This window comes from Mycolicibacterium smegmatis, from assembly GCF_001457595.1.
Taxonomy (GTDB): domain Bacteria; phylum Actinomycetota; class Actinomycetes; order Mycobacteriales; family Mycobacteriaceae; genus Mycobacterium; species Mycobacterium smegmatis.
The window spans coordinates 961,269-982,599 of record NZ_LN831039.1 but is presented as its reverse complement, the minus strand read 5'-3'; the positions used below and the strand labels follow the sequence as shown (position 1 = coordinate 982,599).

At 68.5% G+C, this 21,331-nt stretch carries 21 protein-coding genes and 2 pseudogenes; 16 read left to right on the top strand and 7 right to left on the bottom strand.

The window, feature by feature from the left end; translation table 11 throughout:
* Positions 1–7: 7 nt before the first annotated feature.
* Complete coding sequence (locus AT701_RS04390) at positions 8–1,507, bottom strand: PH domain-containing protein (protein WP_058125259.1); 1,500 nt, start codon at positions 1,505–1,507, stop codon at positions 8–10.
* A complete protein-coding gene (locus AT701_RS04385) occupies positions 1,504–2,043 on the bottom strand; it encodes a PH domain-containing protein (protein WP_011727249.1) in 540 nt (179 codons plus the stop codon). Before AT701_RS04385 ends, AT701_RS04390 begins: the two co-directional genes overlap by 4 nt.
* 37 nt (positions 2,044–2,080) lie before the next feature.
* Here AT701_RS04385 and AT701_RS04380 point away from each other — a divergent pair, with 37 nt between their 5' ends.
* Genes AT701_RS04380 through AT701_RS04360 form a run of 5 tightly spaced genes read left to right on the top strand, consistent with a single transcriptional unit; the run spans position 2,081 to position 8,027 of the window.
* Positions 2,081–3,004 (top strand): SDR family NAD(P)-dependent oxidoreductase, encoded by a 924-nt coding sequence (locus tag AT701_RS04380; protein WP_058125258.1) that lies wholly within the window; start codon positions 2,081–2,083, stop codon positions 3,002–3,004.
* A 5-nt stretch (positions 3,005–3,009) separates the two neighbouring features.
* Positions 3,010–4,197: a molybdopterin molybdotransferase MoeA gene (gene moeA / locus AT701_RS04375; protein WP_058127528.1), complete on the top strand. Its 1,188-nt coding sequence runs from the start codon at positions 3,010–3,012 to the stop codon at positions 4,195–4,197.
* A 35-nt stretch (positions 4,198–4,232) separates the two neighbouring features.
* Positions 4,233–4,931: a phosphatidylserine decarboxylase gene (locus AT701_RS04370; RefSeq protein ID WP_058125257.1), complete on the top strand. Its 699-nt coding sequence runs from the start codon at positions 4,233–4,235 to the stop codon at positions 4,929–4,931.
* Entirely contained in the window at positions 4,928–5,788 is an 861-nt protein-coding gene (gene pssA / locus AT701_RS04365; protein WP_003892285.1) for a CDP-diacylglycerol--serine O-phosphatidyltransferase, read from the top strand. Before AT701_RS04370 ends, pssA begins: the two co-directional genes overlap by 4 nt.
* Before the next feature lies 1 nt (position 5,789).
* Entirely contained in the window at positions 5,790–8,027 is a 2,238-nt protein-coding gene (locus AT701_RS04360; protein WP_038558336.1) for an AAA family ATPase, read from the top strand.
* On the opposite strand, the pseudogene AT701_RS35570 reads toward AT701_RS04360, so the two are convergent.
* Positions 8,024–8,389 (bottom strand): annotated as a pseudogene (locus AT701_RS35570) (SRPBCC family protein); the annotation flags it as partial. The gene AT701_RS04360 and the pseudogene AT701_RS35570 overlap by 4 nt on opposite strands.
* 72 nt (positions 8,390–8,461) lie before the next feature.
* Positions 8,462–9,037 (bottom strand): annotated as a pseudogene (locus AT701_RS35565) (TetR/AcrR family transcriptional regulator); the annotation flags it as partial.
* A gap of 21 nt (positions 9,038–9,058) precedes the next feature.
* Between AT701_RS35565 and AT701_RS04350 the strand changes: the two are divergent.
* Positions 9,059–9,445 carry a hypothetical protein gene (locus AT701_RS04350; protein WP_174519568.1) on the top strand — a complete coding sequence of 129 codons (387 nt, stop codon included), beginning with the start codon at positions 9,059–9,061 and terminating at the stop codon, positions 9,443–9,445.
* A gap of 60 nt (positions 9,446–9,505) precedes the next feature.
* The gene (locus AT701_RS04345; protein WP_003892281.1) at positions 9,506–9,958 is read left to right on the top strand and encodes a DUF1707 domain-containing protein; all 453 of its coding nucleotides are present in this window, start codon (positions 9,506–9,508) and stop codon (positions 9,956–9,958) included.
* On the opposite strand, the gene AT701_RS04340 is transcribed toward AT701_RS04345, so the two are convergent.
* The gene (locus AT701_RS04340) at positions 9,925–10,572 is read right to left on the bottom strand and encodes a response regulator (protein WP_011727243.1); all 648 of its coding nucleotides are present in this window, start codon (positions 10,570–10,572) and stop codon (positions 9,925–9,927) included. The two genes, AT701_RS04345 and AT701_RS04340, sit on opposite strands and share 34 nt — an antisense overlap.
* Complete coding sequence (locus AT701_RS04335) at positions 10,572–11,540, bottom strand: HAMP domain-containing sensor histidine kinase (RefSeq protein WP_058125254.1); 969 nt, start codon at positions 11,538–11,540, stop codon at positions 10,572–10,574. The genes AT701_RS04340 and AT701_RS04335 overlap by 1 nt, the downstream gene beginning before the upstream one ends.
* A 168-nt stretch (positions 11,541–11,708) precedes the next feature.
* Between AT701_RS04335 and AT701_RS04330 the strand changes: the two genes are divergently transcribed.
* Genes AT701_RS04330 through AT701_RS04320 form a run of 3 tightly spaced genes read left to right on the top strand, consistent with a single transcriptional unit; the run spans position 11,709 to position 13,717 of the window.
* Positions 11,709–11,921: a cation:proton antiporter regulatory subunit gene (locus tag AT701_RS04330; RefSeq protein WP_003892278.1), complete on the top strand. Its 213-nt coding sequence runs from the start codon at positions 11,709–11,711 to the stop codon at positions 11,919–11,921.
* 32 nt (positions 11,922–11,953) lie between these two features.
* Positions 11,954–12,412 carry a CBS domain-containing protein gene (locus tag AT701_RS04325; protein WP_011727240.1) on the top strand — a complete coding sequence of 153 codons (459 nt, stop codon included), beginning with the start codon at positions 11,954–11,956 and terminating at the stop codon, positions 12,410–12,412.
* Positions 12,413–12,430: 18 nt separating this feature from the next.
* Positions 12,431–13,717: an ArsB/NhaD family transporter gene (locus tag AT701_RS04320; protein ID WP_058125253.1), complete on the top strand. Its 1,287-nt coding sequence runs from the start codon at positions 12,431–12,433 to the stop codon at positions 13,715–13,717.
* 33 nt (positions 13,718–13,750) lie between these two features.
* Here AT701_RS04320 and AT701_RS04315 read toward each other — a convergent pair whose 3' ends face one another.
* Complete coding sequence (locus AT701_RS04315; RefSeq protein ID WP_058125252.1) at positions 13,751–14,620, bottom strand: type IV toxin-antitoxin system AbiEi family antitoxin; 870 nt, start codon at positions 14,618–14,620, stop codon at positions 13,751–13,753.
* A 547-nt stretch (positions 14,621–15,167) separates the two neighbouring features.
* On the opposite strand from AT701_RS04315, the gene AT701_RS04310 reads away from it, so the two are divergent.
* From AT701_RS04310 to mnhG, 6 genes are read left to right on the top strand one after another with little or no spacing between them, the layout of a single operon-like run.
* Complete coding sequence (locus AT701_RS04310; protein ID WP_058125251.1) at positions 15,168–18,047, top strand: Na+/H+ antiporter subunit A; 2,880 nt, start codon at positions 15,168–15,170, stop codon at positions 18,045–18,047.
* Positions 18,047–18,514, top strand: coding sequence for a Na(+)/H(+) antiporter subunit C (locus AT701_RS04305; protein ID WP_003892273.1), 468 nt, complete (start codon positions 18,047–18,049; stop codon positions 18,512–18,514). Before AT701_RS04310 ends, AT701_RS04305 begins: the two co-directional genes overlap by 1 nt.
* Complete coding sequence (locus AT701_RS04300) at positions 18,514–20,106, top strand: Na+/H+ antiporter subunit D (protein ID WP_058125250.1); 1,593 nt, start codon at positions 18,514–18,516, stop codon at positions 20,104–20,106. The genes AT701_RS04305 and AT701_RS04300 overlap by 1 nt, the downstream gene beginning before the upstream one ends.
* Positions 20,103–20,642 (top strand): Na+/H+ antiporter subunit E, encoded by a 540-nt coding sequence (locus AT701_RS04295; protein ID WP_011727234.1) that lies wholly within the window; start codon positions 20,103–20,105, stop codon positions 20,640–20,642. The genes AT701_RS04300 and AT701_RS04295 overlap by 4 nt, the downstream gene beginning before the upstream one ends.
* A complete protein-coding gene (locus AT701_RS04290; RefSeq protein ID WP_058125249.1) occupies positions 20,639–20,929 on the top strand; it encodes a monovalent cation/H+ antiporter complex subunit F in 291 nt (96 codons plus the stop codon). The genes AT701_RS04295 and AT701_RS04290 overlap by 4 nt, the downstream gene beginning before the upstream one ends.
* Complete coding sequence (gene mnhG, locus AT701_RS04285; RefSeq protein ID WP_011727233.1) at positions 20,926–21,279, top strand: monovalent cation/H(+) antiporter subunit G; 354 nt, start codon at positions 20,926–20,928, stop codon at positions 21,277–21,279. Before AT701_RS04290 ends, mnhG begins: the two co-directional genes overlap by 4 nt.
* Positions 21,280–21,331: the final 52 nt, after the last annotated feature.

The window sequence follows — 21,331 nt, the reverse complement described above, 5'->3', positions numbered from 1 at the left end:
GGGAGTTTCAGCGCAAGTCGAACCCCACGGGTGTGTGGGCCCAGACACTGTCTGCTATCCACGGCGTCCCCGCGGCAGCAATCGCCCACGCCTGTCCCGCGGGGACGTCGATCACCTCGTAGCGCTTCTGGCCCGCGGCGGTCGCCGCGATCAGCGTGGCGACCCCGGCGCGACGTTGCAGCAGTGTCTGCCGGACCGTCCAGCCGATGATGCCGTCGGTGTGCAGGCAGTCACGCCGGCGTTCGACGCTTCCGGCCTGCGCCACCAGCCAGTCGCCGTCGACGCGGTGGCCCAGCGCGCGTGACCGGTCGGCCGCCAGCAGCGCCGCGGCCACCGTGACCAGCGCCCACAGGACCCATGCCCACACCGGGACGCCGACGACGGCGAGCACGGGCAGCGCGATCACCGGCAGTACCAGGGCGCGGGTCCAGCGGCGGCGCGTGGCGGCGGGCCCGTGGGGACGCAACGGGCCCGACACCGCGTCGGGACGCCCGATGAGCGCGGTCAACACACCACGGGCCGTCGCTGCCGGGCACGGCGGCAACAGCAGCGACGCCTCGCCCTCGCCGCCGATGCCCGTCATCACCGCATCGAGTCGCGCACCGCCGAACATGCGCACCAGCAACGGTTCACGCAGCGTCCCGCCGCGCAGCCGACGCGTGTCGTAGGTGTGTTCACGCACGCGCAGCAACCCGTGCTGCAAGTGAAGTACTCCGTCACCGCCTGGGCCGTCCCGCCGCGTCAGCACCAGATTCCCGTACGTCAGCAACGAGCGCAGCACCGACAGCACGACCGAGGCGACCAGCACCGCACCCACCACGATCGCGATGCTGACCGCGACACCGAGTCGTTCGGCGGCATCCAGACCGGACTGCGCGAACGCCGAATCGCGCATCAGCGCACCCGCCCCTGCCTGGTACACGATGCCGAACGCCGCGAGGATCATTGCCAGGCCCGTGAAGCTCAGCGGGCTGTACCGCAGCCAGGCCGGCTGCCAGCGGGCGAGTTCACGTCCAGCGGGCACGTGCTCCTCGGGACTCGCGTCGGCCAGATCGGCCAGCAGGATCGCACGCAGCCGCGGCACCTGACCGGCTTCGACGGCGTCGAGCGCGAACTCGGCGTCGCCCTTGGCCTCCTGGCCGGTGCTGATCCGCAGCACGGTGAGCCCCATGACGCGGTGCAGCAGCCGCGCGTCGGTGGACACCGAACGAATCCGGTTGCGCGGCACCGCAAGAACCTTGCGTTGCAGCACGCCGGTGCGCAGTTGCACCTCGTTCGGTTCGATGCGGTAGGTGGTGGTGAACCACCGCGCCAGCCCGAACAGGATGGTCAGCACGATCGCGGCCACCGTCCACAGCGGGTTGCCGGTCGCCGACCCCAGCACCACCGAACCGACCAGCAGCGGTATCTGCTGCAGCACTTCGTGTACCGGATGCACCAGCAGCATGCGTGGGCTCAGCCGCTGCCACTGCGGCCCGGCACCGGGCGGTTGCGGTGGTGCGGTCATGTGGCGTCCTGTTCACCGATCGCGGCGATGTCGGTCAGCAGCGCCACCACCCGGTCGGCGACGTCGACGTCGAGTGCGACGATGCGGACGGCCCCGGCCGAAGACGCCGTCGTCACGGTCACGTTGGCCAGGCCGAACAACCGGTCCAACGGACCGCGGTAGGTGTCCACGGTCTGCACGCGGGAGATCGGCGCGATGCGCCGCTCCTGCACGAGCCACCCCGTGCGGGTGTACACCGCGGGTGTCGCGGTGTCGACGCTGATGTCCCACCGGTGCACGCGGTACCGCCACAGCGGCACGATCACCACGAACAGCACGATGCCCGCCGCCGTGGCGACCGCGGCCAGACCGTGCAGCCACAGCATCCTGCGATCGAACAGAAGCCACACGAGCTGTCCGAAGACCAGCATCGACCACGGGATCGCCGCACCCATCGCCCACGCCAGGGGCGCCTTGCGGCTCGGCGGGTTCGACGGGTCGAGCAAAACCAATCCCGATGCGGTGCTGCCCGAATACTCCTCACCTTCGCGGTCCATGCGTCGAGCATGCCCGAGGAACCGTATTGTTCGAGCCATGAGCGCCGACACGAAGTGGACCGAGGCCGACGTTCCCGATCAATCAGGCCGGGTGGCCATCGTCACCGGATCCAACACCGGACTGGGTTACGAGACCGCGAGGGTGCTGGCCGCCAAGGGCGCGCACGTGGTCATCGCGGTGCGCAACCTGGACAAGGGCCGCGATGCCGTGGACCGGATCATGGCCTCGACACCCAAGGCCGATCTGAAGCTGCAGAAGCTGGACGTGGGGTCACTGGATTCCGTACGCACCGCGGCCGACGAACTCAAGAGCGCCTACCCGCACATCGACCTGCTGATCAACAACGCCGGCGTGATGTATCCGCCCAAGCAGACCACCGTCGACGGGTTCGAGCTGCAGTTCGGCACCAACCATCTGGGGCCGTTCGCGCTGACGGGTCTGCTCATCGACAACCTGCTGCCGGTCGAGGGCTCCCGCGTGGTGGCCGTCGCCAGCGTGGCCCACCGCATCCGCGCCAAGATCCACTTCGAGGATCTGCAGTGGGAACGCCGCTACAACCGGGTCGAGGCGTACGGCCAGTCCAAGCTCGCGAATCTGTTGTTCGCGTACGAACTTCAGCGTCGCCTCGCCGCGGCAGGCAAGCCGACCATCTCGGTGGCCGCCCATCCCGGTTTGTCGAACACCGAACTCATGCGGCACATCCCCGGCACCGGGCTGCCCGGCTACCACCAGATCGCGAGCCTGTTCTCCAACAGCCCGCTGATGGGCGCGCTGGCGACGCTGCGCGCGGCCACCGATCCCGGCGTCAAGGGCGGCGAGTACTACGGCCCGGACGGGTTCCGCGAGGTGCGCGGACACCCCAAGCTCGTGAAATCCAGTTCCCAGTCCCGTGATCCGGAGTTGCAACGCCGGTTGTGGGCCGTCTCAGAAGAGCTGACCGGCGTCAGCTACCCGGTGTGAGGATCATGCGTACCGTCGAAGAACACCAGAGAATCGTCGCAGGCCTGATCAAAGCCCGTGACCCGCAATCCGTTCCGATCGCCGACGCGCTGGGCCTGGTGCTCGCGTCCGATGTCGTGGCGCCGCTCTCGCTCCCGGGGTTCGACAACTCGGCGATGGACGGTTACGCCGTCGTGGCCGAGGACATCGCCTGCGCGACGGCCGACACCCCGGTGCTGCTGCCCGTCGCCGAGGACATCCCGGCCGGGCGCACCGACGCGCTGACTCTGAAAGTCGGTACGGCACACCGGATCATGACGGGTGCACCGGTTCCGGCCGGCGCTACCGCGGTGATCCCGGTCGAGGCCACCGACGGCGCGACCGACACGGTGACCATCCGCGCGGCCGCACGGCCGGGCCAGCACATCCGCCGCGCGGGCGAGGACGTCACGGCAGGCACCACGGTGCTGCACGCCGGTCAGATGGTCACCCCGGCCGCGCTGGGCCTGGCCGCGGCCCTCGGACTGGCCGAGCTGACCGTCATCCCGCCACAGCGCGTGATGGTGATGTCCACCGGGAGCGAACTCGTCAAACCGGGCACGCCGCTGCAGCCCGGGCAGATCTACGAGTCGAACGCCGTGATGCTCTCCGCCGCGGTCCGCGACGCCGGCGCGCAGGTGATCTCGTCGCCCATGTCGCACGACGACGTCGACAACTTCCGCGCGGTGCTCGCCGAGCACGCCCGCGACATCGACCTGATCATCACCACGGGCGGTGTCAGCGCGGGCGCCTACGAAGTGGTCAAGGACGCCCTGGCCGAGCAGGTCGACTTCGTCAAGGTCGCGATGCAGCCCGGCATGCCTCAGGGTTCCGGTGTCGTCGGCTCCACGCCCATCATCACCTTGCCCGGCAACCCGGTCAGCGCGCTCGTGTCGTTCGAGGTGTTCGTCCGCGCGCCGCTGCGCGCGGCGATGGGGCACCCCGAACCGGAACGGCCCAAGCTCACCGCGACGCTCACCGAGTCGCTCACCTCACCGGCAGGCAAACGCCAGTTCCGCCGCGGGGTGCTCACCGGCGACACCGTCACCAGCTACGGGCCTCCGGCGTCGCATCACCTGCGCTGGCTGGCCTCGGCGAACTGTCTGCTGGAGATCGGCGAAGACCTCACCGAGGTGCCCGCCGGGACGTCGGTCCAGGTCTGGGACCTGAGCTAGCGATCACGGCACCCGTCGCACGTAGAATCCAGCCGATGGCCAGACGCCCCGATCTCCAATCCGGCCCAGAACGCCTCGCGGCGCTGGTGCGCTCCAGCATTCCGCCGATGCATTCGGCGGGCCTTCCTTTCGTCGGCGCGAGCCTCGCGGTCGCCCTGCTCGGCCGCAAGCGGCGGTGGATGCGGCGCGCGGGACTGATCTCGGCGGGCGCCAATGCCGCGTTCTTCCGGCACCCGCCGCGGGTCCCACCGACCCGGCCGGGCGTCGTGGTGGCGCCGGCCGACGGGCTGATCTGCCTGCTGGGCGAGGCCACGCCCCCGGCCGAACTGGGACTGCCGGATATCCCGATGCAACGCGTCAGCATCTTCCTGTCGGTGCTCGACGCGCACGTGCAGCGCGCGCCGATCGGCGGCGAGGTGGTCGCTGTGCGTCACCGGCCCGGCCGCTTCCACTCGGCCGAGTTGGAAGCCGCCAGTGAGGACAACGAACGCAACAGTGTCGTCATCCGCACCCCCGAGGGTGTGCACATCATCGCGGTGCAGATCGCCGGTCTGATCGCGCGGCGCATCGTGTGCGACGTCCACGTCGGCGACAAGCTCTCGATCGGCGACACCTACGGCCTGATCCGCTACGGTTCGCGCCTGGACACCTACTTCCCTGCGGACGCCAGGGTGCTCGTCTCTCACGGTCAGCGCACCCTGGCCGGCGAAACGGTGCTGGCGGAGCTCGCATGATCAAGGCCCGCATCAAGCGCCCGTCCTTCACGGTCCGCATGCTGCCGAGCGCGCTGACGGTGGCGGCCATCTGCCTGGGTCTCAGCGCGGTCAAGATGGCCCTGGACAACCGGCCGACCGAGGCCATGGCGTTCCTGGCGGCCGCGGCGATCCTCGACGCACTCGACGGGCGGGTGGCCCGCATGCTCAAGGCCACCTCGAAGATGGGCGAGGAGATCGACTCGCTGGCCGACGCCGTGAACTTCGGTGTGGCACCTGCGTTCATCGTGTACGGCACGCTGCTGTCGCATTCGCGGGTGGGCTGGATCGTGGTGCTGCTCTATGCGGTCTGCATCGTGTTGCGGCTCGCGCGGTTCAACGCGCTGCTGGACGTGGACCAGCCCGCGTACGAGAAGGAGTACTTCGTCGGCATGCCTGCCCCCGCGGGTGCGATCGGCGCGATCGGCCCGCTGGCGGCCAAGATGCAGTGGCCCGGCGAGTGGTGGAACAGCGTGACGGCCGAGTGGGTCGTGATCATCTGGATGATCGGCGTCTCGCTGCTGGTGGTCAGCCGGATCCCGATGCGCAAGATCCACACGTTCTCGGTGTCGCCGAACATGGCGGCCCCGCTGCTGGTGCTGGTGGCCATCGGCGTTGCGGCGTCGGTGTTCTACGGCTACATCGTGATCATGGTCATCATCGTGGCCTACGTGATCCACATCCCGTTCGCGGTCCGCACCAAGCACTGGGTGGCCAGCCATCCGGAGTCGTGGGACGTGAAACCGAAACAGCGGCGCGCCGCGCGCCGCGCCATCCGTCGTGCACAGCCGCATCGGCGGTCGATGGCGCGCCTGGGTCTCCGCAAGCCGGGAAGGTGACATGTCGCAGGGTTTCGACGACGAATTCGGCGGCGCCGATCAGTACGACACCCCCCTCAGCCATCTGCGGCTCACGGCACGCCTGAACACCTCCGCGCTGGACTCCCGCCGCGGCGTCGTGCGTCTGCATCCCGAAGTGCTTGCCGCGCTCGGCATCCGGGAGTGGGATGCGGTGGCCCTGACCGGGACGCGCACCACCGCGGCCGTCGCGGGCGTGGCCGGGCCCGGGGTGCCCGCCGGCACCGCACTGCTCGACGACGTCACGCTGTCCAACGCCGGGGTGCGCGAGAACGCCGCCGTGCTGGTGTCGCCCGTGACGGTGTACGGCGCGCGGTCGGTCACGGTGTCTGGTTCACGCCTGGCCACACAGTCCATCTCCCCCGCGACGTTGCGGATGGCCCTGTTGGGCAAGGTGATGACGGTCGGCGACACCGTCTCGCTGCTGCCCCGCGACCTCGGACCCGGCACGTCCACCTCGGCGGCCACCAGCGCTCTGGCGTCGTCGGTGGGCATCACCTGGACCTCCGAGCTCCTGACCGTCACCGCGGTCGATCCGCCGGGCACGGTGAGCGTGCAACCGAATTCGGTGGTGTCGTGGGGTACCGGTACTCCCGAAGATCCCGCACCACCACCCACGGGCCGGCACACCGTCAGCCCGCAACGGTCCGAACAGCCCGTGTCGTTCGACGACGTCAAGGTGACCCATCCGCAGGCCGTCAAACTCGACGAGTGGCTGCGGCTGTCCCTCGACGAGCCCGAACTTCTCAAGACCCTGGGCGCCACACCGCATCTGGGCGTGCTCGTGTCCGGTCCGGCCGGCGTCGGCAAGGCCACCATGGTGCGCGCGGTCTGCGCCTCGCGGCGCGTGGTGGAACTCGACGGCCCCGAGGTCGGTGCGCTGCAGGTCGACGAACGCCTGCGCAGCGTCACGTCGGCGGTGGCGGCCGTGACCGAGTCCGGCGGCGTCCTGTTCATCGCCGACGTCGACGCGCTGCTGCCCGCGGGCAACGAGATGCGGCCACCCGAACCCGTGGCGACGCTGATCCTCGCCGAACTGCGCAAGGCCGTTGCCACGCCAGGCGTGGCGTTCATCGCGACGTCCGCGGTTCCCGAGAACGTCGACGCCCGGTTGCGCGCACCCGAGGTGTGCGACCGCGAACTGGGGTTGAGCCTGCCCGACGCCACGGCCCGCAGGTCGCTGCTGGAGATGCTGTTGCGCGGGGTCCCGTCCGAGGACCTCGATCTGGGCGACATCGCTGATCACACACCCGGTTTCGTGGTGGCCGATCTGGCCGCCGTGGTCCGCGAGGGCGCGCTGCGGGCGGCCGCGAGGGCCAGTTCCTCCGACGACGATCCGGTGCTGCGTCACGAGGACCTCGAGGGCGCGCTCACGGTCATCCGGCCGTTGTCGCGTTCGGCGTCCGAGGAGGTGTCGGTCGGTTCGGTCACGCTCGACGATGTCGGCGACATGGTCGAGACCAAGCGTGCGCTCACCGAGGCCGTGTTGTGGCCGCTGCAGCACCCCGACACGTTCTCCCGCCTCGGCATCGACCCGCCGCGCGGCGTGCTGCTCTACGGTCCGCCCGGGTGCGGCAAGACGTTCGTGGTGCGCGCCCTGGCCAGTTCGGGTCGGTTGTCGGTGCACGCCGTCAAAGGCTCTGAGCTGATGGACAAATGGGTCGGCTCCTCGGAGAAGGCCGTGCGGGAACTGTTCGCCAGGGCCCGGGATTCGGCGCCCTCGCTGGTGTTCCTCGACGAGATCGACGCGCTCGCGCCGCGCCGCGGACAGAACTTCGACTCCGGGGTCACCGACAAGGTGGTGGCGTCGCTGCTCACCGAACTCGACGGCATCGAGCCGCTGCGTGACGTCGTCGTGCTCGGCGCCACCAACCGGCCCGACCTTATCGACCCGGCGTTGCTGCGGCCAGGGCGCCTCGAGCGCCTGGTGTTCGTGGAACCGCCGGACGCCGCCGCGCGCCGCGACATCCTGCGTACCGCAGGCAAATCCATCCCGCTGGCCGATGATGTCGACCTCGACAGCCTGGCGGACGATCTGGACGGCTACAGCGCGGCCGATTGCGTTGCGCTGCTGCGGGAATCGGCGATGACGGCCATGCGCCGCTCGATCGACGCGGCCGACGTCACGGCCGCCGACGTCGCCAAGGCGCGCGAAACCGTGCGTCCGTCACTGGATCCCGCGCAGGTGGAGTCGCTGCGGGAGTTCGCCGAGAAGCGTTAGCCCTCGACGATCGCGGCGAGCCGATCGACGGACTCCTGCAGCTTGTCGGCGGTGGTCGCGCTCGCCTTGGGGAAGCGTTTCTCGTCGGTGAGCTGCGTCCAGTCGTAGGTGTGGGTGACCAGCGTGCGCCCCTCACCGGCGGGCTGCAGTTCCCAGCGCCACAGATGTCCGAGCGGCTGTTCACCGGCAACCGCAGGGCGCCAAGCGATCCGGCGCCCCTCCTCGAACTCGATGACGTGATTGTCCCGGAAGCCGCCCTGCTTGATCTCCATCGTGAAGACCTCGCCGACGCCGCGGACGCGCCCACCCGAGGCCATCCTGAGCAGATTCTCGTTGCCGTCCCAGCGGGGCTGCTGGGCCGGGTCGGCGATGAGTTCGAAGATGACGTCAGAAGGTGCGGCGATCTCGCGGCTGGCGCTGACGATTTTGTCCACGGACAACAGCCTACGTACCGACGTCGCAAGGTCCTCCGACAGCCACACCGGCCATTTGCCGTCGTCGATGTGACGCCGCACGGTCGCGTACGGCAGGTCGGCCACGGCGCGCATGACGGCGTCCATCGCCCGGTCGTCGTCGCGCCCGAAGATGCCGCGGGCCAGTTCGTGGAGGCGTTCGAAGACCGGGGCGTTCATGTCGGCCAGCGTCGCGTCGAAGTCGGCGTCGGGCCCACCGTCGAGCAGGTCGGCCCGCCGGATGGTCAGCAGCAACCGGGCGTCCTCGGGTTCGTCGCGCGCGAACTGCAGGACCGCGCCGGCCATCGCGACCGCAACCTCGACCGGCGTCGCACCATCGGCTGCCATGGCGCGGCGCTGGAACCGCTCGATGCCACGCAGCCAGGTGGCCTTGAGAATGCCGTCGCGGTTGCCGAACCGGTGATACAGGGTGCCAACCGGGGCACCGCTGGCCTTGGCGATCGCGGCGACACTGGCTGCCCGCGGACCTTCGGTGAGGACGAGCGCACGCGCCGCGTCGAGGATCGCGTCGGTTTCATGCTTCCGTGGAGGTGCCACTATCTAGTACGGTCCTTCTATATGGAGCGATTATCCTATATCGATGAGCATGCCATAACTCTCGACACCGATACGGCTACGACCTGGGCGGCCGTGTTGACCACGCTCTGCGGAGATGCCGCCGATCCGCGCGCGCCATTCGGGTTCGTCATCGGCGACTTCGAAGCCGGGACGCGGCTCAGCCTCCGTGGCCGCCACCCGTTCGCGGCCTACGAGTGGGTGTTCATTCTCGATGCGGTCAACGCGCGCCGAACCCGGGTGCGTTCGCAGACCTGGGCGGCATTCCCGGGCCCGCACGGCAAGGTCTACCGGGCGCTCGTCATCGGCACCGGCGGGCACCGGGTGGCCGTGCGCCGGACCCTCAAACGCATTGCCGGCCGCGCGAGACAGGAGCAGAAAACATCTTGACGGTGACAAGTTCGCATGCGACAGTGGAACTTGTCACCGTCAAGATATCGGGAGGCTGCCATGGCCAACACGGTTCTGCCCACTGTCGAGCGGTCCACGCGCGTCGGCGACCCGGAGCGGGAACGCACCGCCGATGACCTGGGCCGCGCCCTCGCACAGGGCTACCTGGGGATGCCCGAGTACGAGGAACGGTTGCAGCGAGTGTTCGGCGCGCAGACCACCGCGCAACTGCGCGACCTCGTCGCCGACCTTCCCGTGGCCGCCCTGCGCCGCAACGACCCTCGCCGGCGCGAGGCACAGATGCGCGCGGCCCGCATGAGTGTGCGGCTACACCTCGCGGCCTACGTCGCGGGTTCGGTGTTGATGCTCGGCATCTGGCTGGCCGTCGGCCTCGGCGGAGGCGGATGGTACTTCTGGCCGGTGTGGCCGATCATGGGCTGGGGCATCGGCGTTGCCTCCCATGCCATTCCGATCTGGGCTCACGGCTCGATGAGACCGGCCCGGATCGCGTAGCGCGTCAGCGCCAATCGGTCACGCAGACCGAGCTTGGCCAGGATGTTCGTGCGGTGCCGGTCGACGGTCTTGGCGCTGATCGTCAGCGTCGCGGCGATCTCGCGCGTCGAATACCCCTCGGCGATCAGCTTGAGCACCTCCTCCTCACGCGGCGTGAGGATGCTGTCGGGTGGTTCGCCACCCTGGCGCGCACGGTGCAGGAAATCGCGGATCAGGGCCGTGATGGCACCGGCGTACAGGAAGGGTTCACCACGCAGCGTCGCACGGCACGCCTCGAGCAGGTCGCGGTCGGCCACCGACTTCAGCACATACCCCGACGCGCCGGCCTTGAGCGCCTCGAAGAAGTACTGCTCGTTGTCGTACATCGACAGGATCAGGATCCGGACGTCCGGATGCGACCGATTGATCTCCCGCGCGGCCTGCAGTCCCGTCATCCGCGGCATCGCGATGTCGAGAATCGCCAGGTCGACGGTTTCGGTGTCCAGGGCCGAGAGTGCCTCGTATCCGTCGGCCGCCTCGGCCACCACCTGAAGATCCGGTTCGGCGTCGATGATCATGCGCAGCCCGCTGCGCACCAGCGCGTGATCGTCGGCCAGCAGTATGCGAGCTGCCATCAACCGCCTCGCATCGGGATGACCAACCGCACCTCGGTGCCGCCGTCCTCCGGCGAACTGATGGTGAAGGTGCCGTTCACCAGCAGCGCACGTTCACGCATGCCGTTGATACCGGCCCCCTCCTCGAGCACACCGCCGCGTCCGTCGTCGGCAATACGCAGCGTCAACTCGTCGGTGCTGATGTGCAGATCGAGCCACACCTTGCGGGCACCCGAGTGCCGTGCGACGTTCGTCAGACTTTCCTGCACAATCCGGTAGCACACCAACTCGACGTCGGGCTTCAACCGATCCAGTTGCGGCGAAATGTGTTTCACGACGCTGATGCCGGACGCCTGCGCGAAGTCGCTGCACAACGCGTTCAATGCGCTGTGCAGCCCCAGGTCCTCCAAAGCGTCGGGGCGCAACCGCCGCGCGATCTCGCGCACCTCGTCGAGGCTGGACCGCACGATCTCCTTCGCATCGGACAGCTCACCGCGGATCGACTCGGGCGCCCGGTCGACGGCACGTTTGAGTGCGAGCAGCGCGACGGTCAGCGTCTGGCCGATCTCGTCGTGCAGTTCGCGTGCGATGCGCTGCCGCTCGTTCTCCTGGGCCGCAAGTGCCGACGCGCTGGCCGTGGACCGCTCGGTCTCCAGCCTGTCGAGCATGGCGTTGAACGATTCGATCAGGTGGTGCAGGTCCCCGGTGCCGCGGCCGTCGACGCGGTCGGTACGCCGCGGCGGGTCGACGCGTTGCATGGATTCGGCGAGCCGGTTCAGCGGGGCGAGACTCGACCGCAGCAGCAGCGCGTTGGCTGTCAGCATGACCGCCAGACCCACGACGAGCACCGGGATCTCGGTCAGCCGGATTCGCGAGGAAACCGTCGCCGGTGAGACTGCCAGGATCAACGTGCCGAGGGCGAAGATCAGGCCGTTGATCAGAAACACTCTCCGGAACAGCGCGGCCGCCGGAGTGCGCGCCGGTTTCACCCCACCAGCGTGGACTGTCCCCGCGGGTTTTGTCCATACAGTCTTCACCCCCGGCCGAATGGGTGTCAGACCGGATAGCCCCAGATAGATAGGAAAAGCAGACTTGAGGGCACCTGCTTGGAGGGAACACCGATGCGGATCGATCGGATGCCAGTCCCTGGTAACGGAATGCTCCACCACGTCCTCACGCGGAACGGCAAGCGGTTCTGCGTTCTGGTCGACGCCGATCGCAACCGCCATCTGTTCACCTACCGCGCTGACGACCCGGGCGCCGATGTCGACGTCCCTGCCGAGACCATCGTGTTGGAACCCGACGAGGCCGACGAAATTGCCGAGATCCTGCACACCCGTCCCGAATTGATCGGAGAACGAGGACCATGACCTTAACTGCCCCTGCTCGAGGGAAACGAGATATGCAAGCTCATGAGATCGCCGTTCACCCGCCGACCGTGCGCATCGACGACCCCGTCTCCAAGGCTGTGCAGTTGATGGTCGTCAATCGGCTGCCGGGCCTGGTGGTCGTCGACGACCTCGATCGTCCGGTGGCTGTGCTGCCCGGCACCCAGGTGCTGAAGTTGGCAATTCCCGAGTCCTACCGCGACGATCCCGCGCTGGTGCGAACGGTCGACGAGATCCACGCCGACCTGTTCTGGCACGGACCCGGCAAGCTCACCGTCGGTGACTGCCTTCCCAACCCCGTCGCCACGCCGGCGACCGTGGCGCCCGACGCCACGCTGCTGGAGATCGCGACGATCATGGCGAACAAGCGCAGCCCGCTGATCGCCGTCGTCGATCGCGACGGAAAGCTCACCGGCGCTGTCACCCTGGAACGGCTGCTGACCAGTCTGGCTGTTGCCGGGCCGGGCGACTGATCCCCCGGTTCCCGGCCCGTGCTGGCTCCGGTTCTGGCGCTGACGATATTCGTCGTCGCCTTCTGGTTCATCGCCACCGAGCGGGCCGACAAGGTCAAGACGGTTCTCGTCGCCGCCGGGCTGATGACCTTGTTGGGTCTGGTGCCCGGCGCGGAGGTGTTCTACTCCGAGCACGAAGGTATCGACTGGAACGTCATCTTCCTGCTGCTCGGCATGATGGTGATCGTCGGCGTGGTCAAACAGACCGGCCTGTTCGACTTCCTCGCCATCTGGGCCGCGAAACGCTCTCGCGGTAAACCGTTCCGGCTGATGGTCATGCTGATGGTCATCACCGCGTTCGCATCGCCGGTGCTCGACAACGTCACGATCATCCTGCTGGTCGCGCCGGTCACGGTCGTGATCTGCGACCGCCTGCGCATCCCGCCGCAGCCCTACCTGATCGCCGAGGTCCTCGCGTCCAACATCGGCGGCGCGGCCACGCTCATCGGTGATCCGCCGAACATCATCATCGGCAGCCGGGCGGGCCTGACGTTCAACGACTTCCTCGTCCACATGGCCCCGATCGTGGTCGTGATCTTCGCACTGTTCGTGGTGTTCACACGCGTGCTGTTCCGGAAAGAGCTGCGCGCCAATCACGTTCACATCGAAGAGGTGATGGCGCTGCAGGAACGGCGCGCCATCAAGGACATGCGCCTGCTGGTCCGGTCCCTGATCGTGCTCAACATCGTCATCGTCGGCTTCGCGCTGCACTCGGTTTTCCACGTCGCCCCTTCGATCGTCGCACTGCTCGGCGCGGGCGTGATGCTGCTGGTCACCGATGTCGACATCAACGAGGTGCTGCCCGAGGTCGAGTGGCCCACGCTGGTGTTCTTCATGGGCCTGTTCGTCATGGTCGCCGGCCTGACGCACACCGGCGTCATCGGGGAACTCGGCTCGGTCGCGCAATCGGCGTTCGGCGACAACTGGCTCGGTGCGGCCACGGCCCTGCTGTTCGGTTCGTCGATCGCGGGCGCGTTCATCGACAACATCCCTTACACCGCGACCATGACCCCGGTGGTCGAGTCGATGGTCGCCCAGGCGCCCGACGCGGTGACCGGCGACGCCCTGTGGTGGGCGTTCGCGCTGGGCGCGTGCTTCAGCGGCAACGGCACCGCGATCGCCGCGAGCGCCAACGTGGTGGCCATCGGCATCGCCAAACGCGCGGGCCATCCGATCAGCTTCTGGCAGTTCACGCGCTACGGCATCGTGGTGACGCTCCTCAGCACGGCCCTGGCCTGGGTATACGTCTGGCTGCGGTACTTCTGAAACCGCACACCGAGATTGCACTGAGGGACAAACTCACGCCGGAATTTGTCCCTCACTGCAATCTCGGCGCCAGCCACGGCGCAGCAGCGCACGTCGCACGCGGGTGATGACGTCGGCGATGTCGTCCTCGGCGACCACACGGATGACGATCCAGCCCCGGTCTTCGAGCGCCCGTAGGGTTTTCAGGTCGCGCACGTACCTCTTGCGGTCCGACTGGTGGAAGACGCCGTCATAATTGACCGCCACGAGGTGGCGCTCCCACCCCATGTCCAGGATCGCCACGATGCGGCCGCGCTCGTCGACGACGGGGATCTGCGTGGAGTCGGGCGGCAGGCCGGCATCGGTCAACCGCAGCCGCAGCCAGGTCTCCCGTGGTGAGTCGGCCCCCGCGTCGACCAACCGGAGAACAGCTCGGGCAGCGCGAATCCCGCGCGCGGCCGGGTACCGCTCGATCAGCGCAGCGACGTCGTCGACGGTCACCCGGCGGGTCCACGCCAACGCATCGATGCGGGCGACGGCCTCGTCGCGTGGCAGGTGGCGGGCCAGATCGAACGCGGTACGCGCCGGGGTGGTGACGGGTAACCCCGCGACGCGCATGACCTCGTCAGCCGCGAGCGTCTCGTTCCGCACGATCAGCCCGGCGGGCGGGCGTCCGTTGCGCCAGATCAGCTCGATCGGCACGTCGGGATCGACCCACGCGGAGCCGTGCAGTGCGGACGCGGCAACGCCCGCGAGCACCCCACGTCGCCCCGACCACAGCCACGCGCCCACCGTCCGGTCCCGCAGCGTCGGCTCGCCGCGCACATACACACCGGGAAACAGGCGCCGATAGTGGTGTCGCAGGTCGTTCCGGGTCACCAGCCCCTTTGCCAACGCCTCTCCGCCGATGACCACCTCGCCCATGGCGGAATGCTGGCACCCGGCACCGACAATTCACCGAGATTGCATTGAGGGACGACCTCGCTCCGGAATCTGTCCCTCAGTGCAATCTCGGCGCGGGCCGGCGAGAGCCACTTTGCCGAACCATCAAGATCATGCCGAATTCGGTCGGCACCTTTGAGAGCTTGAACACCACACCGCGGGCGGGGCGACCTCGGGGACCGGCAACCCGCGCGACGGCAGATCGTTGGTCAGGCCACGGCCGCCGAGCACCTCCAAGTGCGCGCGTGGACCGGAAATGCCCTGGTGATGCCCGTGGCGCTGGTGCGCTCGGCCAGCAAAACGGTCCTCGCGCGGCCGAGTGCCGGCTCACACGTCGGCGTCACGCCGGTGGGCAGGCGCCCACTACGAAGACTCCGTCGGTTGCCACGCGAGCCGTCCCTCCGCCGGGCAGCGTCTCTGCATACCGATGGTAGCCAGGCCCATCCCCTTAGAATGGGTTCAACCAAAAGCCGTAGTTACCCCCATAGCTATAAGGCTGACACCCCGACCCCAACCCGATCGGAGTGCCATGCTCGCCGTTCTTCTCGCCCACGCGGTGGCCACTGCGTTGGCGCCCTTGATGGTGGCCAGATGGGGCCGGATGGCGTTTTTTCCGCTGTCCCTGGTGCCCCTCGGCTCACTGGTGTGGGTAGCGCTGAACTGGCCCAGTCCGGACAACGTCCCGACGGTGCAGGTGTCCTGGGTGCCCGAGCTGTCGATGGATTTCACCCTGCGCTTCGATTCGCTTGCGGCGATCATGAGCGTGCTGGTGCTCGCCATCGGCGCGCTGGTGCTCTTCTACTGCGCGCACTACTTCCACCACCACGACGGTCGCATGGAGAAGCGGCTGCCCAGCTTCGCCGCTGAACTGGTCGCGTTCTCGGGCGCGATGTTCGGCCTGGTGGTCAGCGACAACATGCTGGTGCTCTACATCTTCTGGGAAACCACCACGGTGCTGTCGTTCCTGCTGGTCGGCCACTACGCCGAGCGCGCCACCAGCCGCCGCGCCGCCACCCAGGCGCTGTTGGTGACGACGTTCGGCGGCCTGGCGATGCTGACGGGCATCGTCGTGCTGGGCAACATGGCCGGCACATACCTGCTCTCAGAGCTGATCGCCGCCCCGCCGACGGGCACCGCGGCCTCGGTCGGTATCGCGCTGATCCTGATCGGCGCGCTGTCGAAATCGGCCATCGTGCCCATGCACTTCTGGCTCCCGGGTGCCATGGCCGCACCCACCCCGGTCAGCGCGTATCTGCACGCCGCGGCCATGGTGAAGGCCGGTGTGTACCTGATCGCGCGGATGACCCCCGGATTCGCCGACACGGCCTTCTGGCGTCCCATGGTGATCGGGCTCGGTCTGCTCACGATGCTGCTGGCCGGGTGGCGCGCGGTGCGCGAATACGACCTCAAGCTCATCCTGGCGTTCGGCACGGTCAGCCAGCTCGGCCTGATCACGGTGATGGTCGGCGCGGGCGGGCCCGACATGATGCTCGCGGGTCTGGCGATGCTGATCGCGCACGCGATGTTCAAGGCGTCGCTGTTCATGGTGGTGGGCGTCATCGACCACGCCACCGGCACCCGCGACATCCGGCGCCTGGCCGGGCTGGGCCGCGCGCACCGGCCGTTGCTGATCATCGCGCTCGGCGCGGTGGCGAGCATGGCCGCGCTGCCGCCGTTCTTCGGTTTCGTGGCCAAGGAAGCCGACCTGGAGACCGTCCTGCACAGCCCGGCCCTCGGCACGGCCGCGCCGTACGTGCTGACCGGCATCGTGGTCGGCTCGGTGTTCACCACCATCTACAGCCTGCGGTTCCTGTGGGGCGCGTTCGCCGGGAAAGGACTGTCCGGCCCCAGTGTCCGCGTCGCGGAGATGCACCGTCCCCCGGTGAACTTCCTGCTCGCCCCGGCCATCCTGTCGGCGGCGGGCCTGGTGTTCGGGTTGTGGCCCAAGGGTCTGGACGCGGTGCTCGAGGACTACGCCGACACCGTCCCAGGCGGATCCACCTACCACCTCGCGCTGTGGCACGGTGTGGGCCTGCCGCTGCTGTTGTCGATCGTGGTGCTGGCGACCGGTTTCACGGTGTTCCTCGTCCGCCACCGGCTGCCCAAGGCCAAGTCCGGTTTCCTGCCGCTGGGCAACGCCGACCGCATCTACGACGCGGTGATCCGCGGGCTCGACGTGGTGTCGCTGCGACTGACGGCGTCGACGCAACGCGGTTCGCTTCCCGCCACGCAGTCGGTGATCCTGCTGACCCTGGTTCTGTTCCCCACCGCGGCGCTGGTGCTCGGCGCGCACAACCGTCCCGACCTGCAGTTGTGGGATTCGCCGCTGCAGGTGGTGGTCGGGCTACTGATGCTGGCCGCGGCGCTGGGCGCGACGGTCATGCGCAACCGCCTGGCCGCGGTGCTGCTGGTCGGTGTCACCGGGTACGGCTGCGGCGCGATCTTCGCGTTCCACGGCGCACCCGATCTGGCGTTGACGCAGTTCCTGGTCGAGACGCTGGTGCTGGTGATCTTCGTGCTGGTGCTGCGGACCCTGCCCGCCGAGGCCGACGCCGCCAACATCAACAAGAACCGGCTGCCACGTGCGCTGCTCGCGCTCTCGGTCGGCGCGGCCGTCACCACGCTGACGGTCTACGCGATGGCCGCGCGCACCGGGCCCGGTGTCGCCGTGCTGCTGCCCGACGCCGCGTACTACCGCGGCCACGGTTCCAACACCGTCAACGTCCTGCTGGTCGACATCCGCGCGTGGGACACCATGGGCGAGGTCATGGTGCTGCTGGTGGCGGCGACCGGGGTCGCGTCGCTGGTGTTCCGTCATCGCCGGTTCGGTGCGGCGCCGCGCGTCAGCACCGCGGTGGGCCAGCCCGACATCGGGCCGGTGGCGGCGTACAGCCCCGCCGCGGGCGACGTGACGTGGCTGCGCGGCAGCGAGCTGCGCGATCCTCGGCACCGGTCGTTGATCCTGGAGGTGGCGACGCGGCTCATCTTCCCGCTGATCATGGTGCTCTCGGCGTACTTCTTCTTCGCCGGCCACAACACCCCCGGCGGGGGATTCGCGGGCGGCCTGGTCGCGGGCCTCGCGTTGGTGCTGCGCTACCTCGCCGGCGGCCGCTACGAGCTGGGTGAGACGCTGCCGCTGGACGCCGGGAAGATCCTCGGCACCGGGCTCGGGTTGTCGGCCGGTACCGCGGTGGCGTCGCTTCTGCTCGGCGCGCCCGCGTTGTCGTCGGCCGTGGTGCAGCTCGACGTGCCGGTGATCGGCCCGATCAAGTTCGTGACGGCGCTGTTCTTCGACCTCGGCGTGTACCTGATCGTCGTCGGCCTGGTGCTCGACGTGCTGCGCAGCCTCGGCGCGCGGGTCGACGTCGAACTCGCCGAGTCCGGCCAACCCCAGAAGGCGGCGGCCTGATGACCACTTACATCGTCCCGCTCATCATGATCGGCGGACTCACCAGCACCGGCGTCTACCTGCTGCTGGAACGCAACCTGACCCGAATGCTGCTGGGGCTGTTGCTGATCGGCAATGCCGTGAACCTGCTGATCCTCACCGTCGGCGGCGCATCGGGTAACCCCCCGATCCGTGGGCGCACCAGCAACGGCTCCGAAGCGACGGCAGATCCCCTGGCGCAGGGCATGATCCTGACGGCCATCGTGATCAGCATGGGTATCGCGGCGTTCGTGCTCGCACTCGCCTATCGCTCGTACCGCTTGACCACGATCGAAGAAGTCAGCAACGACCCCGAGGACACCCGCGTGTCCCTCAAGGTCGTCGACGAGGACGAAGACGAGGACGACATCCCCAAGCCCGATGCCAGCCGCGACACCGATGCTCCCGACGAGCTCGACGCCCTGCCCGGATTCGAGGGTTCCAAGTGATGGTGCAGACCCTCATCCCGTTGCCGGTGCTGATCCCCACCCTGGCGGCAGCGGCGACGCTCATCGCGGGCAGGCGTCCGCACCTGCAGCGGGCCATCGCCCAGATCGCGCTGACCGCCGTCGTCGCGGTGTGTGGTGTACTGCTGTACCTGTCCGACCGGGACGGCACGCTGGTCCTGCATGTCGGCGGATGGGATCAGGCCATCCCCGGCATGGGGCCGCTGGGCATCACGCTCGTGGTGGACCGCTTGTCGGCGCTGATGCTCGTGGTGTCGTCGATCGTGCTGCTGGCGGTGGTCGTGTACGCCATCGGTCAGGGTATCCGCGACGGCGACGAGCGCCAGCCCGTGTCGATCTTCATGCCGACGTACCTGGTGCTGTCGGCGGGTGTGTACACCGCGTTCCTCGCAGGTGACCTGTTCAACCTGTTCGTCGGGTTCGAGGTGCTGCTCGCCGCGAGCTTCGTGCTGCTGACCATCGGCGCGAGCGCCGACCGTGTCCGCGCCGGCATCTCCTACGTGCTGGTGTCGATGGTGTCGTCGATGATCTTCCTCATCGGCATCGCGCTGGTGTACGCGTCCACGGGCACGCTGAACCTGGCCGAACTGGGCGTGCGCCTCACCGACCTTCCACCCGGCACCCGCACGGCGATCTTCGCGGTGCTGCTGGTGGCGTTCGGCATCAAGGCCGCGGTGTTCCCCCTGTCGGCGTGGTTGCCCGACTCCTACCCCACCGCTCCCGCACCGGTCACCGCGGTGTTCGCCGGATTGCTGACGAAAGTCGGTGTGTACGCGATCATCCGGGCGCACTCGCTGCTGTTCCCCGACGGCGGTCTGGACTCGGTGCTGCTGGTGGCGGGTCTGCTGACGATGGTGATCGGCATCCTGGGTGCCATCGCGCAGAGCGACATCAAGCGTCTGTTGTCGTTCACGCTCGTCAGTCACATCGGCTACATGGTGTTCGGCATCGCGTTGGGCAACGAGCTGGGCATGGCCGGCGCCATCTACTACGTCGCCCACCACATCGTGGTGCAGACGACGCTGTTCCTGGTGGTGGGGCTCATCGAACGGCAGGCAGGTGCGTCGACCCTGCAGCGCCTCGGCGGCCTGGCCGCCGCCAGCCCGGTGCTGGCGTTCGTGTGGGTGGTCCCGGCGCTCAACCTCGGTGGCATCCCGCCGTTCTCGGGCTTCATCGGCAAGATCGCGCTCATGGAGGCCGGCGCCGCGAACGGCTCGGCCCTCGCCTGGACCCTGGTGGCCGGCGGCGTCGTGACCAGCCTGCTGACGTTGTACGTCGTCGCCCGGGTGTGGACGAAGGCGTTCTGGCGCACGCGCGCCGACGCACCCGAGGGGCATCTTTCGCAGGCCGCACCCGCCGTGCTGCTCGACGACGGTGAGGACATCGAGTACGCCGATCGGGAAGGCGTGGGACGCATGCCCATCGGCATGCTCATCCCCACCGCCGCACTGATCGTGGTGGGCCTGGTGCTCACCGTCGCGGCCGGGCCGATCTTCGCGTTCAGTGAGCGCGCGGCGGCCGAGGTGATCGACCGCGGGCAGTACATCACCGCCGTGCTGGGAGAGCCACGATGAGACGTCTGCTGCTTCGGGCCTGGGTCCTGTGCTTTTTGGTGCTGGTCTGGGTTCTGCTGTGGGGCGATCTGTCGCCGGCCAACATCGTCGGCGGCACGATCATCGCCGTCGCGATCACGGTGCTGCTGCCCCTGCCTCCGGTTCCGGTGGAAGGCAGGCTCCACCCACTGTCGCTTCTGAAACTCGTTGCCTGGGTGATCTTCCAGCTACTCTCGTCCTCGGTGCAGGTGGCGTGGCTCGCGGTGCGACCCGGCCCGCCGCCGCTGACCGCGGTTCTGCGGGTCCATCTGGCGGTCAAATCGGATCTCGTTCTGGCGCTTGCCGTCAACATCATCAACCTGACCCCCGGCACCATCGCGCTGGAGATCGACCAGACGAGGCGGATGATCTACGTGCACGTGCTCGACGTGGGATCCGATCGTGCCGTCAACCGGTTCTACACCCAGGTCGACCAGTTGCAGCGGTTGCTCGTGAAAACGTTCGAGCGTGACGCCGACTGGCAGCCGTCAGCGGAGAAGGAGGTGGACGCCTCGTGAACTGGGTTTGGGGTATCGCCGCGGTGATGCTGACCGCGGCCGCCGCGGTCACGATGTTCCGGCTGCTGGCCGGTCCGAGCACGCTGGACCGTCTGGTCGCGCTCGACACCCTGGTGGCGGTCACGTTGTGCTCGATCGGCACGTGGGCCGCGTTCAGCCTCGACACCACCGTTACCTACAGCATGACCGCGCTGGCGCTGATCAGCTTCGTCGGCTCGGTCAGCGTCGCACGCTTCCGCGTGCCCGACACCGACGAGCCCCTCCCACCGCGGCGGAGGAAACCGTGAACATCCCCGACATCATCACCGGAGTTCTCATCCTCGGTGGCTCGACCCTGGCCCTGACCGCGGCCATCGGCATCGTCCGCTTTCCCGACACCTTGTCGCGCATGCACGCGGCCACCAAGCCGCAGGTGCTGGGCCTGCTGCTGGTGATCGCGGGCGCGATGATCCGGCTGCGCGGCAACGCCGACGTCGGCATGCTGGTGCTCGCCGGGGTGTTCACGATCATCACCGCGCCGGTGATCGCCAACCGCGTCGGCCAGCTCGCCTACCGCGAGCAGAACATCCGCGACGACCTGCTGACCCGCGACGAGATGGCCGAACTCGGCGAAACCGACCCGCACCGGCGGCGCTGACGCTTCACGTGTCCGCGATTGTGAATCCTCAGCGAGATTTCTGCGGTTTTCT

Excerpts from the sequence above, each read along its gene's own strand:
- AT701_RS04310 (WP_058125251.1), top strand. The coding sequence starts at position 15,168 with ATGCTCGCCGTTCTTCTCGCCCACGCGGTGGCCACTGCGTTGGCGCCC.
- AT701_RS04385 (WP_011727249.1), bottom strand. The coding sequence starts at position 2,043 with ATGGACCGCGAAGGTGAGGAGTATTCGGGCAGCACCGCATCGGGATTG.
- AT701_RS04380 (WP_058125258.1), top strand. The coding sequence starts at position 2,081 with ATGAGCGCCGACACGAAGTGGACCGAGGCCGACGTTCCCGATCAATCA.
- AT701_RS04325 (WP_011727240.1), top strand. The coding sequence starts at position 11,954 with ATGCAAGCTCATGAGATCGCCGTTCACCCGCCGACCGTGCGCATCGAC.
- pssA (WP_003892285.1), top strand. The coding sequence starts at position 4,928 with ATGATCAAGGCCCGCATCAAGCGCCCGTCCTTCACGGTCCGCATGCTG.
- AT701_RS04340 (WP_011727243.1), bottom strand. The coding sequence starts at position 10,572 with ATGGCAGCTCGCATACTGCTGGCCGACGATCACGCGCTGGTGCGCAGC.
- AT701_RS04300 (WP_058125250.1), top strand. The coding sequence starts at position 18,514 with ATGGTGCAGACCCTCATCCCGTTGCCGGTGCTGATCCCCACCCTGGCG.
- moeA (WP_058127528.1), top strand. The coding sequence starts at position 3,010 with ATGCGTACCGTCGAAGAACACCAGAGAATCGTCGCAGGCCTGATCAAA.
- AT701_RS04345 (WP_003892281.1), top strand. The coding sequence starts at position 9,506 with ATGGCCAACACGGTTCTGCCCACTGTCGAGCGGTCCACGCGCGTCGGC.
- AT701_RS04390 (WP_058125259.1), bottom strand. The coding sequence starts at position 1,507 with ATGACCGCACCACCGCAACCGCCCGGTGCCGGGCCGCAGTGGCAGCGG.
- AT701_RS04350 (WP_174519568.1), top strand. The coding sequence starts at position 9,059 with ATGGAGCGATTATCCTATATCGATGAGCATGCCATAACTCTCGACACC.
- AT701_RS04305 (WP_003892273.1), top strand. The coding sequence starts at position 18,047 with ATGACCACTTACATCGTCCCGCTCATCATGATCGGCGGACTCACCAGC.
- AT701_RS04330 (WP_003892278.1), top strand. The coding sequence starts at position 11,709 with ATGCTCCACCACGTCCTCACGCGGAACGGCAAGCGGTTCTGCGTTCTG.
- AT701_RS04370 (WP_058125257.1), top strand. The coding sequence starts at position 4,233 with ATGGCCAGACGCCCCGATCTCCAATCCGGCCCAGAACGCCTCGCGGCG.
- AT701_RS04295 (WP_011727234.1), top strand. The coding sequence starts at position 20,103 with ATGAGACGTCTGCTGCTTCGGGCCTGGGTCCTGTGCTTTTTGGTGCTG.
- AT701_RS04315 (WP_058125252.1), bottom strand. The coding sequence starts at position 14,620 with ATGGGCGAGGTGGTCATCGGCGGAGAGGCGTTGGCAAAGGGGCTGGTG.
- AT701_RS04360 (WP_038558336.1), top strand. The coding sequence starts at position 5,790 with ATGTCGCAGGGTTTCGACGACGAATTCGGCGGCGCCGATCAGTACGAC.